General features: G+C 69.1%; 17 protein-coding genes. 12 read left to right on the top strand and 5 right to left on the bottom strand.

The window, feature by feature from the left end:
• Positions 1 to 3 precede the first annotated feature (3 nt).
• Positions 4 to 996, bottom strand: a complete 993-nt coding sequence (locus HALNA_RS16175; RefSeq protein ID WP_049937370.1) for a hypothetical protein — start codon at positions 994 to 996, stop codon at positions 4 to 6.
• A gap of 110 nt (positions 997 to 1106) precedes the next feature.
• On the opposite strand from HALNA_RS16175, the gene HALNA_RS16170 reads away from it, so the two are divergent.
• Positions 1107 to 1841 (top strand): nucleoside phosphorylase, encoded by a 735-nt coding sequence (locus HALNA_RS16170; protein ID WP_049937369.1) that lies wholly within the window; start codon positions 1107 to 1109, stop codon positions 1839 to 1841.
• A 1-nt stretch (position 1842) separates the two neighbouring features.
• Positions 1843 to 3237 (top strand): universal stress protein, encoded by a 1395-nt coding sequence (locus HALNA_RS16165; protein ID WP_049937368.1) that lies wholly within the window; start codon positions 1843 to 1845, stop codon positions 3235 to 3237.
• Positions 3238 to 3275: 38 nt separating this feature from the next.
• On the opposite strand, the gene HALNA_RS16160 is transcribed toward HALNA_RS16165, so the two are convergent.
• Positions 3276 to 4433: an NAD-binding protein gene (locus HALNA_RS16160; protein ID WP_049937367.1), complete on the bottom strand. Its 1158-nt coding sequence runs from the start codon at positions 4431 to 4433 to the stop codon at positions 3276 to 3278.
• A gap of 85 nt (positions 4434 to 4518) precedes the next feature.
• On the opposite strand from HALNA_RS16160, the gene HALNA_RS16155 reads away from it, so the two are divergent.
• Genes HALNA_RS16155 through HALNA_RS16145 form a run of 3 tightly spaced genes read left to right on the top strand, consistent with a single transcriptional unit; the run spans position 4519 to position 7207 of the window.
• The gene (locus tag HALNA_RS16155) at positions 4519 to 5736 is read left to right on the top strand and encodes a potassium channel family protein (RefSeq protein WP_049937366.1); all 1218 of its coding nucleotides are present in this window, start codon (positions 4519 to 4521) and stop codon (positions 5734 to 5736) included.
• Positions 5733 to 6887, top strand: a complete 1155-nt coding sequence (locus HALNA_RS16150; protein ID WP_049937365.1) for a hypothetical protein — start codon at positions 5733 to 5735, stop codon at positions 6885 to 6887. The genes HALNA_RS16155 and HALNA_RS16150 overlap by 4 nt, the downstream gene beginning before the upstream one ends.
• 38 nt (positions 6888 to 6925) lie before the next feature.
• Positions 6926 to 7207, top strand: a complete 282-nt coding sequence (locus HALNA_RS16145) for a ubiquitin-like small modifier protein 1 (protein ID WP_049937364.1) — start codon at positions 6926 to 6928, stop codon at positions 7205 to 7207.
• Positions 7208 to 7224: 17 nt separating this feature from the next.
• Here the strand turns inward: HALNA_RS16145 and HALNA_RS16140 are convergent, their stop codons facing one another.
• From HALNA_RS16140 to HALNA_RS16130, 3 genes are all read right to left on the bottom strand, one after another.
• The gene (locus HALNA_RS16140; RefSeq protein WP_049937363.1) at positions 7225 to 8064 is read right to left on the bottom strand and encodes a cytochrome b; all 840 of its coding nucleotides are present in this window, start codon (positions 8062 to 8064) and stop codon (positions 7225 to 7227) included.
• A 165-nt stretch (positions 8065 to 8229) separates the two neighbouring features.
• Complete coding sequence (locus HALNA_RS16135; protein WP_049937362.1) at positions 8230 to 8826, bottom strand: DUF5789 family protein; 597 nt, start codon at positions 8824 to 8826, stop codon at positions 8230 to 8232.
• A 107-nt stretch (positions 8827 to 8933) separates the two neighbouring features.
• Entirely contained in the window at positions 8934 to 9719 is a 786-nt protein-coding gene (locus HALNA_RS16130) for an aldo/keto reductase (protein WP_049937361.1), read from the bottom strand.
• Positions 9720 to 9837: 118 nt separating this feature from the next.
• Between HALNA_RS16130 and HALNA_RS16125 the strand changes: the two genes are divergently transcribed.
• The 7 genes from HALNA_RS16125 (at position 9838) to HALNA_RS16095 (ending at position 15279) form a co-directional block, all read left to right on the top strand.
• The gene (locus tag HALNA_RS16125; RefSeq protein ID WP_049937360.1) at positions 9838 to 11484 is read left to right on the top strand and encodes a CTP synthase; all 1647 of its coding nucleotides are present in this window, start codon (positions 9838 to 9840) and stop codon (positions 11482 to 11484) included.
• Positions 11484 to 12401: a glutamine-hydrolyzing GMP synthase gene (gene guaA, locus HALNA_RS16120; RefSeq protein ID WP_049937359.1), complete on the top strand. Its 918-nt coding sequence runs from the start codon at positions 11484 to 11486 to the stop codon at positions 12399 to 12401. Before HALNA_RS16125 ends, guaA begins: the two co-directional genes overlap by 1 nt.
• Positions 12398 to 12718, top strand: a complete 321-nt coding sequence (locus HALNA_RS16115) for a DUF7126 family protein (RefSeq protein WP_049937358.1) — start codon at positions 12398 to 12400, stop codon at positions 12716 to 12718. Before guaA ends, HALNA_RS16115 begins: the two co-directional genes overlap by 4 nt.
• A gap of 92 nt (positions 12719 to 12810) precedes the next feature.
• Entirely contained in the window at positions 12811 to 13218 is a 408-nt protein-coding gene (locus tag HALNA_RS16110; RefSeq protein WP_049937357.1) for a hypothetical protein, read from the top strand.
• Positions 13215 to 13901 (top strand): hypothetical protein, encoded by a 687-nt coding sequence (locus HALNA_RS16105; RefSeq protein WP_049937356.1) that lies wholly within the window; start codon positions 13215 to 13217, stop codon positions 13899 to 13901. The genes HALNA_RS16110 and HALNA_RS16105 overlap by 4 nt, the downstream gene beginning before the upstream one ends.
• Positions 13902 to 13964: 63 nt before the next feature.
• Entirely contained in the window at positions 13965 to 14288 is a 324-nt protein-coding gene (locus HALNA_RS16100) for a cupin domain-containing protein (protein ID WP_049937355.1), read from the top strand.
• 4 nt (positions 14289 to 14292) lie between these two features.
• Positions 14293 to 15279, top strand: a complete 987-nt coding sequence (locus HALNA_RS16095; RefSeq protein WP_049937354.1) for a beta-ribofuranosylaminobenzene 5'-phosphate synthase family protein — start codon at positions 14293 to 14295, stop codon at positions 15277 to 15279.
• The last annotated feature ends 16 nt before the right edge of the window (positions 15280 to 15295 follow it).

Genomic DNA, 15295 nt, shown 5'->3' with positions numbered 1-15295 from the left:
CCGTCAGCCTCTGTCGACGAACCGCAGCCGATACCGGTAGTACGACCCGTCGTAGAGCGCCATCCCGACGCCGGGGTCCTCGACGTACGCGTCCTTCTCGATGTCGCCGTCGAGGTACGCGCGGGCGTGGAGTCGGGTCAGGACCGTCCGATACGGCTCGGAGACGGGGTGGGACTCCGCGTAGCCCTCGCCCATCGCGTCCCGCAGGAGCGACCGCGCCTGCCCCGACAGGTCGCCGCCGGAGAGGCGCGCGTCGACGAACTGCGCCCGGAGGATCGTTTCCATCCGCTCGGGCGACTCGGCGACCGGTTCGACCGTCGCCCGGTAGACCGATTCGTAGAACCGTTCGCGACGCACCGCGAGTTCGTACACCGTCTCCCGGTAGACGACGTGGCTGGGCGCGTCCTCGCCGACCAACCGGCTCTCCGCGATGTCGGCCGCGTCGCGGAAGACGAAGCCGCCACGTTGGACCGCGCCCCAGGGAACCCCGCCCTCGTTCTCCCGCGCCCGCGCGGCCATGTGGGCGACGTGGACGGCCGTCCGGTCCGCTTCGGAGAGGGCGTCCGCGTCGACGGCCTCGGGGGCGCCCCCGTCGTCGGCGTCGGCGACCTCGAACAGCCGAACCACGGGGTGGGTGACGGCCCGTTCGTTCACGACGACGTGGCCCAGTCGGTAGTACGTCCCCTCGTGGCGGACGTATTTCGGGTCGTCGGGGCGGGCGCCGAAGGGCGTCCGATGCCGGCTGGTGTAATGCTCGCCGGCGAGCGCCGCCTCGAACGCCGCTCGGTCGTCCGGGCGCTCGGTCTCCGCGAAGTCGACGACGTAGCCCGACCGAAGCGGTGTCGGGGCGTCCGAGAGGACGAGTTGGAGGCCGCGACCCCCGCCGTCGCCCTCGAGAGCCCCGTCCGACCCACCGAACGCGCCGAGACAGCCGGCGAGCGAGGAGAGGCCGCCGACCGCGCCCGCCGCGAGGAGTCCCCGTCGTGTCGAATCCATACGGGTTCCCTCGTGTCCGGGCCGCTTGTACACTGTGGTGACTACGACGGCCGCTTGAGTCATCCCCGTCAGCCGGGACTGTTTTCTTTCCGGCCCGGTGTGACTCCAGTATGACACTCCAGCCGCACCTGCGGGTCGGCGACGGCGACGTACACGATGTGGCGCTCATGCCCGGCGATCCGGGCCGCGTCGAGCGAATCGCCGCCGCCTGCGATTCGGCCACCGACCTCGCGCACAACCGCGAGTACCGCCTCGTCGACGCCGAGTACGACGGCGTCCCGCTGACCATCTGTTCGACGGGTGTGGGGTCGCCCTCGGCGGCCATCGCGCTCGAAGAACTTGCCGCCGTCGGCGTCGAGACGGTCATCCGGCCGGGGACGACCGGCGCGCTCCAAGCCGGCATCGAGATCGGCGACATGGTGGTCGCCACCGGCGCCGCCAAGGAGGAGGGGACGACCAAGCGGTACGAGCGGGCCGAGTATCCGGCGGTCCCCGACTTCGAGGTGGTTCGCGCGCTCGTCGACGCGAGCGAGGCGAACGACGAAGCCGTCCACGTCGGCCCCGTCGTCACCGACGACGCGTTCTACGCCGAGACGGACGACTACGTGGCCGATTGGGAGGCCGCGGGCCTGCTCGCGGTGGAGATGGAGGCGGCCGCGCTCTTTACCCTCGCGCGGCGCAAGGGGCTCCGGGCCGGCGCCATCTGCACCGTCGACGGCAACCTCGTCGAGGGGACACAGAAGGGCACCGGCGACGCCACCGAGGACGAACTGCCGCCGAAAGCCCGCAACAACGTCGAGCGGATGATCGGGCTCGCGCTCGACGCCGCCGCCACGCTGGGCTAGGATGTTCGAGGGTGTGCTCGCCCGATTGGTCGCCGTTGCCCGTCGGCTCCGGCGGTTCGAGCGCCGCGAACTCGCGGCCTTCGGCCGCTGGGTCCAGCACACCGGCAACCTCCTCCACCTGACGGTGTTGGTGGCCGTGCCGTTGCTCATCGGCTTCGTCACCCTCGTCTCGAACGCACTGGCCGAACTCTCCTTTCTCCTCTTCCCGCCGCTCGCCTCCGGCGCGTACACGCTCTTTTCCGATCCGGAAGGCCGGTACGCCTCCCCCCGGAAGTTCGTCGTCGGCCTCGTCGTCGGCGCGCTGTGTGGGTGGGCGGCGCTCGGCCTTTCTGCACCTCTGTTCCCGATGGCCACTATCGTCTCCGTATCGCCGGTCAGCGCCGCCCTCTCCATTTTCCTCACCGGCGCCGCGACGTGGGCGCTCGACGTGGAGGAGCCGGCGGCGTTCTCGACGGCGTTGCTCGTCCTCGTCACCGACGACGCGTCGCCCGAGGCGTACGTCACGAGCGTCGCGGTGTTTGGCGCCCTCGTCGCGCTGGTGTTCTCGGTCTGGCGCACCCGGTTCTACGAACGCCGCGCGCAGTATCTCTACGACACCGCACAGGGCGACGACCACGTCCTCGTCCCCATGCGTGGCGACCCCGAGGCCGCGGAGACGACGGCCCTCTTCGGGGCGACGCTCGCCGCCGCCCACGACGCCGGGAAAGTGGTGTTGCTTTCGGTGCTGGAGGAGGGGCCCGACGGGGACGCCGCCCCGACGCTCGACGACGCCGCGACCGAAACTGCGGCACGGCTCGAAGACGCCGCCAGAACGGTTCGAACGCGTGCCGGCGTCCCCTGTGAAGTCGTCGTGGCGCGGGACGCGCCGGTACCGACGACGATGGAGACGGCGACGAACACGAACTGCGACCTCGTGGTCACGCCGTACGAGGAGGACCGTGGCCTGCTCTCGCCGTACGTCCGCGGCGTGTTCGACAGCGAGTTCGACGCCGTTGCCTTCCGGTCGACGACGGGGACGCGCCGGTGGCGGCGGATTCTCGTAACGGTCGCCCGCCCGGGCGACACCGCCCACGCGATGCTCGATTTTGCGGCGCGACTGGCCGGCAAGAGCGGGAGCCTGAGCGTCTGTACCTGCATCGACGCCGAAGTGGAGCGCCGGCGCGCCGAATCGCGGCTGGCGAACCTCGCCGAGACGGTGGACGCGGACGTGGAGACGCGGGTGGCGCGCAGCAACGTCACCGACTTTATCGGCGCCAACGCCGGCGCGTACGACTTGCTTGTGGTCGGGTCGTCGGGCGACCGCTCCCGCGCTTCCCGGTTCGTCTCGCCGCCCACCTTCGAACGGCTCCACGACGTGGAGTGTGACGTGGCGATCGTCGACCGGGGGAAGCCGTAGCGGTCGGCGACCGCTTGCGCTCGCTGGTGTCGGTCTGGCTATATCTCGTCGAGCAAGCGGTCGGCGACCGCCTCCGTGTCCACGTCCGCCCCGCCGAGAGCCGACTCGACGAGCAGGTGGCCGCCGATGCTCGCGGGGCTGATCACCGTATCGGCGCCCGCACGCCGGAGTTTGTCAACGTTCTCGCGCTGAGTTGCCGCCGCGACGATGTGGGCGTCGGGCGCGAGATGCCGGACGGTCAGGATGGCGAGGGCGTCCGCCGCGTCGTCGTTCGTCGCCGCGACGACGGCGCGTGCCTCCTCGACGTGGACCCGCCGGAGCGTCCCCTCGTCGCTGGCGTCGCCGACGAGCGTGTCGACGTCGCGTTCGCCCAACCGCCGGGCCACGTCGCTGTCGGGGACGACGACGAGAAACTGCGCTTTCCCGTTCAGTTCCTGGATGATCGCCTCGGTCAGGTCGCCGTAACCGAGGACGAGGACGTGATCGTCGAGTAAGTCGAGTTCTGATTGTGTCATTCTTCCGAGTGCCTTGACGAGTCGGGCTTCGATGGCCGGGGTCAGCAGGACGCCGAGCGCGATGGCGAAACTCGCCGTACCGACGACGAGCGCCGAGATGCCGAACAGCCGCGCCACCGCCGTCTGGGGCGTGATATCGCCGTAGCCGACGGTACTGGACGTGACGACGGCGAAGTAGACGGCGTCGACGAGCGTGCTGATGCCGCCGAACTCCTCGCGGAGGGCGTACGCGCCCGTGGTTATGTACACCTGCGAGCCGCCCAGGGCGAGCAGGGCGGCGAGTTGCGTCGCCGAGAAGTCGACCGAGCGGTCGAACCGGCGGCGGTTGAGCGCGACGGCGGGCAGCGCCAACACCGACAGTACCACGAGCGGAATCGAGGTTTCGCTCGCCTGGACGAGCCCCTGTACCGCCGAGACGACGAGCAGGCAGAGCGTCGAGAGCCAGGCGGCACGCAGTCCCCGGCGGAGGCCGAGCGCGCTCCCGAGCAACAGGAAGCCGGTGAGCGTGCCGGTGAAGCCGGCGGTGGCGCGGGCCACCGGCGGCACGAAGGGGACGAGCGGCCGTCCCGTGGGCGACCCCATGTGGACGATACCCGTCACCATCGAGAGCGCGCCAGCGAGTAGCGTCAGCCCCACCGCCGCTCGCACGCCGAGGAACCGATCGCTCCGACTCGCGGCCATGCCTACGCCCTCGCGGACGGGCTTGATAAAGGACTCGTCGGACCCGTCCCGTTAGCGGTTTAGGCCTCGCCGTCGTGACCGGACTATGGCCTCCGTTCCGGTTGAGGTGGTACTCGGCATTTATCTCGGCGTCTTGACCGGTATCATCCCGGCGCTCGTCTCCTGGGCGCTCGGATTCGTCTTCAAATACGTCACCGGCGTCACCGTCCCCGCGTTCGGTGTCGTCGTTCTCGCCGTCGCCATCGCAGGCGTCAACGGCGGGCTGATGGCGCTGAACGATCCGACGTTCACCCGGTCGTCGAACCAGATTCGCCTCAGCGTCGCGCTCATCGTCGTGTTGATGCTCTCGCTGTACGCCCACAACGCCGGCGACAAGATGGGCGTCGAGTTCCCCCGCAAGCTCTCCCTGCGCAAACTCACCGACCGCACGCTCTCGACGGACGTCGTCGAACTCGTCGGCGGCCGCGGTCAGGTCGACGTGCGCGTCTCCGGTGACGTGGGCGACATGGAGGGGTATCCGTCCGTGCCCGCGGACCTCCGCCGTGAGATTCGGGAGTGGGCCGCCACCTTCCCCGCCGACGTGCCCGTCGTCGAACTGGAGGGTCGGGTGGCCGACCGCCTCCGCACGGAGTTCGACCTCGCGGACGTGGCGGTGACGCTCGACGAGCGCGCGCGAGCGACGGTGAGCGCCGCGCCGCCACTCGGCGGCCTCTCGAAGCGGGTCCCCCCCGGCAAACGCGGCGTCTCGGTGCGTGCGCTCCTCCCCACCGGCACCGCCCGCGGCGACGAGGTGGCGGTCGTCACTCCGGATCGAACCTACCGCGGGGACGTGCTCAGCCTCCGGAGCGACCGCGTCCACGATGGCGCCGACGCCACCGACGGCGGGACGGAGCCGACGCCCGATCCGGCCGTCGCCCCGTCCCTCCCCGTCGCCGACGGCGGCGACGGCCGCGTGACCGTCGCCGTCGACGCCGGTCAGGCGTCGTCGCTGCTCGGCTCGGCGGTCGACCGTCTCGCCGTCCAGTCGCGGGGGACGCGCCGGGAGTACGAACTCCTCTCGATCCTCCGGCAGGCCGGTACCCGGATTCGAAAGCTGGCAGTCCGGGAGGGCGCCCCCATCGCGGGGACGACCATCGGCGCTGCCGCCCTGCGCGATGCCTTCGGCGTGACGGTTCTCGCCGTCCGCCACGAGGGTCGCTGGCAGCTCGCTCCCCGTGGGTCGCAGGCGCTCGCCACCGGCGACGACCTGTTCGTCGTCGGCTCTTACGACGCGGTCACCGCGTTCCGGGAGGCGGTCGCGTGACGCTCCAGGTGTCGGTGCCCGCCCTCTCCCCCTCGCTCATCGTCCTCGCGGAGTTGCTCGCCGTCGGTGTCGGCGCCGCCCTCGTGAGCGCTATCGCGGCGCTCGCCTACCGCTGGTACACCAAACTCCGACTGCCGCTGTGGCTGTCGATACTGCTTGGTCTCTCGGTGGTCGCGCTCGCGCTCAACACCGTCGGGGTGTTCACCGACCTGCTCAGCGGCGAGACGGGGATCTTCTCCACGCCTCGGATCGTGTTCAACACGCTCGCCCTCGCCGTCGGCGGCCTCGCCGCGCCCGCCGGCCGCCTCGTCGGTGACCGGATCGCGACCGACGTGTTCGCCGTCGCGGGCGCCCGCGAACTCGACGTGGAGGTGAGTCGGATCGTCCGCTCGGTCGGCCGCATCACGGACGTGACCCTCCCCGAGACGGTCGACGACATCGAGGACATGGAGGGCTACGACCCCGTCAGCCCAGCGACCAAGGAGGCACTCGCGGGCAAGACGCTGATCTTCCCCCGGCGCCTGTCCGTCACGGAACTGCAGGATCGGCTCGCCACCCGCCTGCAGGACGACTACGACGTGGGCTACGTCGACGTGGAACTCGCGGCCGACGGCACCGTCGAGTATCTCGCGCTGGGGAGCCGGGCGACCGGTATCGGCCCGACGCTCGCGCCCGGGACCGTCGCCGTCGCGGTCCGGGCCGACCCCGCCAACGCCGCGAGTCCGGGCGACCGCGTGCAGGTGTGGCGAACCGATTCGGACGGCCCCGAACGCGTCCTGACCGCCGAACTGCGCGCACACGTCGACGACGTGGCGACACTCGCCGTCGCGGAGGAGGAGGCGACGCGACTCGACGGCGAGGCGACCTACCGGCTGGTGACCCTGCCCGCCGAACCACAGGCCGAACGCGAGTTCGCCTCCCTCCTACGGGCGGCCGAGGAGACGATGTACGTCGTGACCGTCGCGGACGGGAGCGACCTCGCCGGGGCGGCCGTCGAGACACTCGACGCCACCGTCGTCGCCGTCGCCGGCGCGGACGGGAGCGTCGACGACCTGCCCGACGACCGGACGCTCGCCGCCGGCGACTCGGTGTACGTCGTCGCCCGCCCCGAGACGTACCGCCGCCTCGACGCCCGGAGTCGGCCGGCGTAGACACAACGCCTTTGACTGACGGGGCGCGAGACGTACCCATGCAGTGGAAGTTGTTCGCGGACCTCGCTGAGGTGGCCGGCGACCGGGAGATCCGGGTCGACACCGAACCCGGCGCGACGGTCGGCGACGCCCTCGACGAACTGTTCGTGGCGCGGCCCGCTCTCCGTGACCGCGTCCTCGACGACGCGGGGAACGTGGCCGACCACATCAACGTGCTTCGGAACGGCGAGAGCGTCCACGGGGCCGAGGGGCTGGAGACGACGCTGGAATCGGGTGACGAACTCGCGCTGTTCCCGCCGGTGAGCGGTGGGCGCGCGTAGAACGGGGACTTCGCAGTTCAGTTAGTGGGGCGCGGCCGCGCGATGAACAGCGTCTGGACGACGCTGAACGGGTCGTAGATGGACTGGTGGCACTGACAGTAGACGCCGTTGGCGTTCCCGAAGCGCGCGGCGTCTTCGGACTGCTTGTATCCCGGCACACAGCAGAAGTGGGTGCACTTGTTGAGCCACGCGATGAAGCCCTCGGAGGTGCTGGCCTGAAGCCACTCGTCGCCTTGGGCCGCCTCCTCGATGCGCGTGCTCCGGAGCACCTGGATGGGAACGATGTCCTCGGCGTCCTCGGAGCGCCACCGACCGGTCGCGGGCTTGCCGGTGCCCGCGGTGCCGATGCCGTTGCCCCACTCCTCGTAGTCGCTGAAGTCGTCGACGTGGAGGCGGTCGCCTTCCTCCTTGCTCTGGGACTGCCACTCGTAGGCGGGGTTCGATCCGGTGCGGAAGTAGTTGTCGCTCTCGTAGCCCGGTTGGATGCCTGCGTACCCCTCGACGCCGCAGTACTGGAACCACTCCGAGGAGTACGTCGATCCGCCGAGCTCCATCTCGGCGATCTGGACCTGCCGGCCGCCCTGCGTGACGGTCTTGACGGTGGGCCAGACGCCCTTGAGGTATCCCTCCGAATCGATCTCGATGGGAATCTGGGGCATTCCGCGCGGCGCCGGGCCGCCGGTGTTCTTGATCGCCCACGCCTGCGTGCTCCCACCGCCGGCCCCGGGCGAGGCGGTCGCGCTGTTGACGGTGACCGTCCCGAGGGCGCCCACGCCCGCGAGCGCCGAGCCACCGACGACGCCTTTGACGAACCGCCGCCGCCCGCTCTCTTCGGGATACTTGTCGTCCGCGCTCATGCTCGAACCTTGGCGCGGGTAGTGAAAAGCATGACGAAGTGCCCGACGACGACGGTCGTATCCCGTCCCCGCCGGCCGTGGCTTATAGTGTTTATTGTAACTGTTTACCGATGGTTCGCCAGAACGGGTCGGCGAACCACCGGTACTGACTTACAATGATCACTATTAGACACCCAGCCACTCGTCGTTACGGACCCGATAGCCGCTCTCCTGGCAGAACTTCGCCGCCCGTCGGCGTACCGCTCGGGACCCCGGAAGCGTCTCGTCGTCGCGAATCCGTTCGACGATCCAGTCGCCGATGACGCGAACGCCCTCGTCGTCGTCCTCGTCGATCGATTCGAGTTCATCGAGCGTCTTCTCGTAGGCGTCGCGCTGTGAGCCGCCGAACTCCTCGTTTGGAAGCGCGTCGACCGCTTCGACGATCCGTTTCATCGTCGCGGCGATCGTCGGTCGCTGTACGCGAACCCGAACGTCGGCAGGGGAGTCGAACGTCTCCACGTCCGCTTTGGGCAACAGCTCCCCGACGGTGTACGTTCGATCGGCCGCGTCGATCTCGTGATCGCCGACTGCGGTGACGATCTCGGCACCCGTCGCCGGATAGGACAACGACTCCAGCGCCACCTCGAAGTCGACGAGTTCGGCCGCGTCGATCGGTGGTTCCGCTTCACCGCCGCGCTCCAGTGCCGCGGCGATTTCGCGTTCCCGCTGGCGCCGTTCGGCACTGCGTGCCTGCGCCTCTCGGCCCGATTTGTCGTCTGCCATTCTTGTTGTTACGTTGTCTATTCGGATACCCCTTCGGCGTTCCCGACGCTCGTCGGTTCTCCCGGGCCGTCACGCCGAGGGCCTATGGACCGCTACGGTAGCCCGTATCAGTGCCACGGCGCGTTCGGGAAGTCGACGACCCGATCCTCACGGTCGATGGCGTCGATCCGGGCCACGTCCTCGTCGTCGAGGTCGAGATCGAGCGCCGCGTAGTTCTCCCGGATGTGTGCGGGCGTCCCGGCCTTCGGGATGGGGACGACGCCTTTCGCCAGCACCCACGCCAGCGACACCTGCGCCGGCGTCGCCTCGTGTTTCTCGGCCACCTGCCGGATCTCCGGCACGTCCGCGACGGCGTTGCGCGCGATGGGCGCGTACGCGACGAGTTGGTAGCCGTGGCGGTCGGCGTGGTCGCGCAACGCCTCCTGCTGGCAGAGCGGATGTAACTCTACCTGGTGGGCCGCGGGCGCTTCGCCGAGGTGGTCGATGGCCTCGTCCACGAGTTCGGGCGTGAAGTTGCTGAGGCCGAGGCCGCGGGTCAACCCTTCCTCGCGCGCGTCGAGCAGGGCGGGGAGCGTCTCCGCGGGGTCGTAGGTGTCCATCGGCCAGTGGACATAGAGCAGATCGAGGCTGTCGACGCCGAGCAGGTCGACACGCTCGCGGGCGCTCTCGAGGAAGTCGTCGTGTGCGAGGCGGTCACGCCATACCTTCGAGGCGAGGAACACGTCCTCGGCGTCGCTCGCGGCGATTCCCTCGCCGACGGCGGCCTCGTTCTCGTAGTATTCGGCGGTGTCGACGTGGCGATAGCCCGTTTCGAGTGCCGTCTGCACGGCGCTCACACACCGTTCCGGGTCGGTCAACTGGTAGGTACCGAAGCCGAGTTGCGGGATGTCCATACCGTCACCAGAGAGCCCGCGGACTCGAAGCCTGCGGTTTCGGTGAGTTCCGTGCAACCCCGGCGCACGCGGAGCGCGTAGGCGAAACGATTTTCATGCGCGCTCGCGCAGGGTCGTTATGCCGACGGAACCCGAGACAGGGTACGACCCGGAACTGGGTCGGAAGTTCGTTTTCGTAACCGGGGGGGTGATGTCCGGGCTCGGTAAGGGGATTACGGCCGCCAGCACCGGCCGCCTCCTGTCGAACGCGGGCTTCGACGTGACCGCCGTGAAGATCGACCCCTACCTCAACGTCGACGCAGGGACGATGAACCCCTACCAGCACGGGGAGGTGTACGTGCTGAAAGACGGGGGCGAGGTCGACCTCGACCTCGGCAACTACGAGCGCTTCCTCGGGACGGACATGACGTTCGACCACAACGTCACCACGGGGAAGACGTACAAACACGTCATCGAAAAGGAGCGGGCGGGCGACTACCTGGGCAACACGGTCCAGATCATCCCGCACATCACCGACGACATCAAGCGCCGCATCCGTGAGGCCGCCGAGGGGACCGATGTCTGTCTCATCGAGGTCGGCGGCACCGTCGGCGACATCGAGGGGATGCCCTATCTCGAAGCCCTCCGGCAGTTCGCCCACGAGGAGGACGACGAGGACGTGCTCTTCGCGCACGTGACGCTCGTCCCCTACTCGAAAAACGGGGAGCAAAAGACCAAGCCCACCCAGCACAGCGTGAAGGAACTCCGCTCGATCGGTCTCCAACCGGACGTGCTGGTCGGCCGGTGCGAGGACCGTCTCGACCCGAAGACCAAAGAGAAGATCGCGCTGTTCTGTGACGTGCCGACCGACGCGGTGTTCTCCAACCCCGACGTGGAGGACATCTACCACGTCCCCCTGATGGTCGAGGAAGAGGGGCTAGACGAGTACGTGATGGAGCGGCTGCATATCGCCGACGAGGCGCTGCCGGCGGCGGAGCGGGACAGCCGGTGGCGCGAACTCGTCACGCGCGAACGGACGGGTGAGATCGACGTGGCGCTGGTCGGCAAGTACGCCCTCGAAGACGCGTACATGTCGATCCACGAGGCGCTGAAACACGCGGGCATCCACCAGGAGGTCGAGGTGAACGTCCTCTGGGTGGACGCCGACGAGATGCGCGACCACCACACCGAACGCCTCCGCGAGGCGGACGCGGTGGTCGTCCCCGGCGGCTTCGGCTCCCGCGGCGCCGAGGGGAAGATCGAGGCGATCCGGTACGCCCGCGAAAACGACGTGCCCTTCCTCGGCCTCTGTCTCGGCTTCCAGATGGCGGTCGTCGAGTACGCGCGGAACGTCCTCGGTCTCGAGGGCGCTCATTCGGCCGAAATCGACGCGGACACGCCCTACCCCGTGATCGATCTCCTGCCGGAGCAGTACGATCTGGAAGACCTCGGTGGGACGATGCGTCTCGGCGCACACGAAACCGAGATTCGGCCGGAGACGCTCGCCCACGAGGTGTACGGCGCCGACTCCTGTACCGAACGTCACCGCCACCGCTACGAGGTCAACCCGGAGTATATCGACGATCTCGAAGCCGGCGACCTTACGTTCTCCGGGCGCGCGGGCAACCGTATGGAAATCGTCGAACTCGACGGCCACCCGTACTTCCTGGGGACGCAGTTCCACCCCGAGTTCCGCTCCCGTCCCGACCGGGCGAGCCCGCCATTCGTCGCCTTCGTCGAAGCGGCGCTTGCACAGGCCGACGAAGGGCAGGAGGTGGAGATCTGATGGTCGACACCGACGCGTTCATCGCGGAGGCGACCGACGAAATCGCCGCCGAGGTCGGTGACGACAACGCCATCATCGCGCTCTCGGGCGGCGTCGACTCCTCCGTCGCGGCCGCGCTGGCCTACCGCGCCATCGGCGACCAGCTCACCCCCGTCTACGTCGACACCGGGTTGATGCGCAAAGGGGAGACCGAGGGGATTCGGGAGACCTTTGCGTTCATGGATAGCCTCCGGATCGTCGACGCGCAGGACCGCTTTCTCGACGCCCTCTCGGGCGTGACCGACCCCGAGGAGAAACGCCACGTCATCGGCGAGAGCTTCATCCGCGAGTTCGAACGCGAGGCCCGCGAGGCCGACGCCGACTACCTCGTCCAGGGAACCATCTACCCCGACCGCATCGAGAGCGAGGGGAACATCAAATCCCACCACAACGTCGGCGGCCTGCCCGACGTAATCGACTTCGAGGGCATCGTCGAACCCGTCCGCGACCTCTACAAGGACGAGGTGCGGCAGGTGGCGCGGGCACTGGACTTAGAAGAAGTCGTCTCGGAACGGATGCCGTTCCCCGGCCCCGGACTCGCCGTGCGCATCATCGGCGAGGTAACCGAGGAGAAACTCGACGTGGCGCGCGAGGCGTGTCACGTCGTCGAGGAGGAAGTCGAACAACACGACCCGTGGCAGGCCTTCGCGGCCGTCATCGGCAAAGCAACGGGCGTCAAAGGTGACAACCGTGTCCACGGCTGGGTCGTCGCCGTCCGCTCCGTCGAGAGCCGAGACGGGATGACCGCGCGCGCACAGGATCTCCCTTGGGAGACGCTCCAGCGGATTCAGAGCCGAATCACGGGCGAGAACGACAACGTCGCGCGGGTGGTCTACGACGTGACGCACAAACCCCCCGCGACCATCGAGTACGAATGAGTCGAGCCATCCTCGCCGGCCCGGATCACGACGGTCTCGGCGCCGCGCTGGAGCTACAGGGTATCGACGTGACCCGGATCGAGGGCATCCTCACCGCGTCGGTGCTCGACGACGCCGGCGTCGACGACGCCGACCTGTTCGTCCTCACCGACCTCGACGAGGCGACAGCCATCTCGGTCGTGAAGGACCGAAATCCCGACGCCCGGATCGTCGTCTACAGCCACGACTCGCTCCCGAACTTCGCCCGCGGGCAGGCCGACCTCGCGATGGATCCCGACCTGTTCGGCGTGGATCTGGTCGCCGAGGAGCTGGCCTGACGTTTAACTCGGGTTAAATCGGCTTCAGAGCCGCTAACGCGGGTTTATCCTCGATGCCATTGAAGTGGTGTCGGCCACTGGATTCGTCCACGATGCTAGCGACGAACCCGTTCCCGACGCCGCCCGTCCTCGCCACGACTCCGGCGGCTACGGGCCCCGACGACGTGCCGATCACGCCGCCCGCCTGCGCTCCGATCCCCACGTTCGGCGAAACGGCGGCCGACCCGAAACTGTCGGCTGAGTGGCGGAAGACCGCCGAAATCACCGCGATTGATATCGATACTACAAATAACTCCGACGTAGACGACGACAACGAGAGCGAGATGGACGCTCACACTCCCCCCACCCACGACGACCGTGACCGTACCGCGATCCCCCCGACCGACGCGGGCGGTGCCGAAGGCGGCCGACAGGGATCGTCGTCGCCACTCTCCGACGCGTCGGCCGGCGACGGACCGTCTGTTACCGTAACCGCCCCCACTCACTCGACGCTCACATGACGACGCGCCCTCCCACTACTGGCGACGGCGTCGAACGTGCCGAATCCGTCGCGGCGTACATGGCCGATCAGCTGTGTCGAGGCTTCATCTACCACGACCGGCGGGAACGCGAGGCGGCAGTCGAGGCGTTCGCGGCCGTCGATACGCTCCAGTTCGCCCATCTCGAGGCGTCGACGGCACGCGAGGCGGCCGAGGGCTACGTCGACGCGCTCTGGGCGAAAGACGCCGTCGAGGACGCGTGCCGGAACGAGACCGGCGACATCGATCCGGATCGGCTCGCCGGGGCGGACTGGTCGGCGGTCGAAGACGGCTTTCGGGCCCGCGCTGAGGTCGCCGGTATCGACCCCGAGTACGCCCGGCTCACCACCGTCGCGTGGCGCGAACACAAATGTGGTGGCGACTACTGGTCGCCGATGATGCGCGCCCAGATGCTCGAACTCCGCACGGCGTTCCAGGACGAGGCGTACCCGCACAAACCCCGTCACGGGCAGGGTGGCTTCGGTCCCGAGCCCACTCGATACGCCCTCGGCGTCGAGTTCCACGACACCCGGCAGTGGAAGCAGGCCCGCGAGGTCATGACTCCCTACTTCCGTCGCATCGTGAACGAACGCGCCGACGAGATGTCGGCGCTCGCACGCGCCGTGATCCCCGCACCGGAGCCCTATCCGCTCGACGCGGACTGATCGGAATCGCCGCCACTCACCCCGAAGCCGCACCGTTAAGACGCCGGCAGCCGATCCACACGTATGACGCTCGATCGACTGACCGCGCTCGATCCCGATCCCGAGGAGGTGCTGACGGCCGAACTGGTCGTCAGCGACGACGTGTTGGTGAAGGCGTTCGCGCTCGGTCCCGGCGCGGAGCTGCATCCCCACGAACACGACGACAGTACGAACGTCTTTCACGTCCTGCAGGGGACGGTGACGGTCGCTCAGGGGGAAAGTGAGGAGGCCATCGACTCCCCCGGCGTCGTTCAACACGACCGTGGCGTGCTCCACGGGGCGCGAAACGACACCGACGAAACGGTCGTCTTCACCGCGAGCCTCTGTCCGATGCCGGGCTCGGGCTAGGTGTATGACACGTGCCAGCGTCACGGCCTACGCGCGGCTGCATTTCGGCTTCTGTAACCTGAGCCTCGCGCGCGAGCGACTGTACGGGAGCCTCGGTGTCGGCCTCGACCGGCCGGCGGTGTGTATCACGGCGACGCCGGCCGACGGCGTTCGCTGTGAACACGAGGTGGCTCGTGAGTACGCCGCCCGCGCCGTCTCCCTGCTCGACGTTCCCGGCGCCGACCTCACGGTCGAGGGCGAGTTCCCCCGACACGTCGGCCTCGGGAGCGGGACGCAGTTCGCGCTCGCGACGCTCGCCGCCATCGCGCGGGCCCACGACGTGCCGGTCGGCGTGCGTGAACGTGCGCCGGAGCTGGGTCGTGGCGGTCGCTCCGGCGTCGGCGTCGCCACCTTCGAGGACGGTGGGTTCGTCCTCGACGCCGGCCACCCGACCGCGCGTTTCACCACCGACCGGCCCGCGCTCGGCCGGTGGTCGGTGCCGCCGGTTGCCGCCCGTCATCCCATCCCCGACGGCTGGCGGTTCCTGATCGTCGTCCCCGACGCCTCAGTGGGGCCGAGCGGCGACGACGAGGATCGGAGCATGCGAACCGTCGTCGAGTCCGCGCCGCCGTCGCCGAGCGACCGACTGGCCGGGGTGATCGTCCGTCGCGTCCTCCCGGCGATCACGGAGGGCTCGGCGGAACGCTTCGGCGCCGCCGTCGCCGATGTCGGCCGGCTCAACGGGACGTGGTACGCCGACGAGCAAGGTGGCGTCTACCGGCCGCCGGCGGGCGAACTCGTCGCGACCCTCGACGACTCGCCGGCCATCTACGGCGCCGGCCAGTCGTCGTGGGGCCCAGCGGTGTACGGCGTGACCGACGCCGACCGGGCGTCCGCATCGCGGGAGGCGGGGCGGGCGGCCCTCGACGCCGCGGATGTCGACGGCCGGGTGCTGGTCGCCGAGGGACGCAATCGCGGTGCGCGGACCGAGGTCGGTCGCCGCAACGACTAACGGGCCGTCGTCCGTA

Origin of the sequence: Haloplanus natans DSM 17983, assembly GCF_000427685.1 — an archaeon.
GTDB classification, from domain to species: Archaea; Halobacteriota; Halobacteria; order Halobacteriales; family Haloferacaceae; genus Haloplanus; species Haloplanus natans.
Note: the sequence above shows the minus strand (reverse complement) of the source record. Positions and strands in the feature narration are given on the sequence as shown.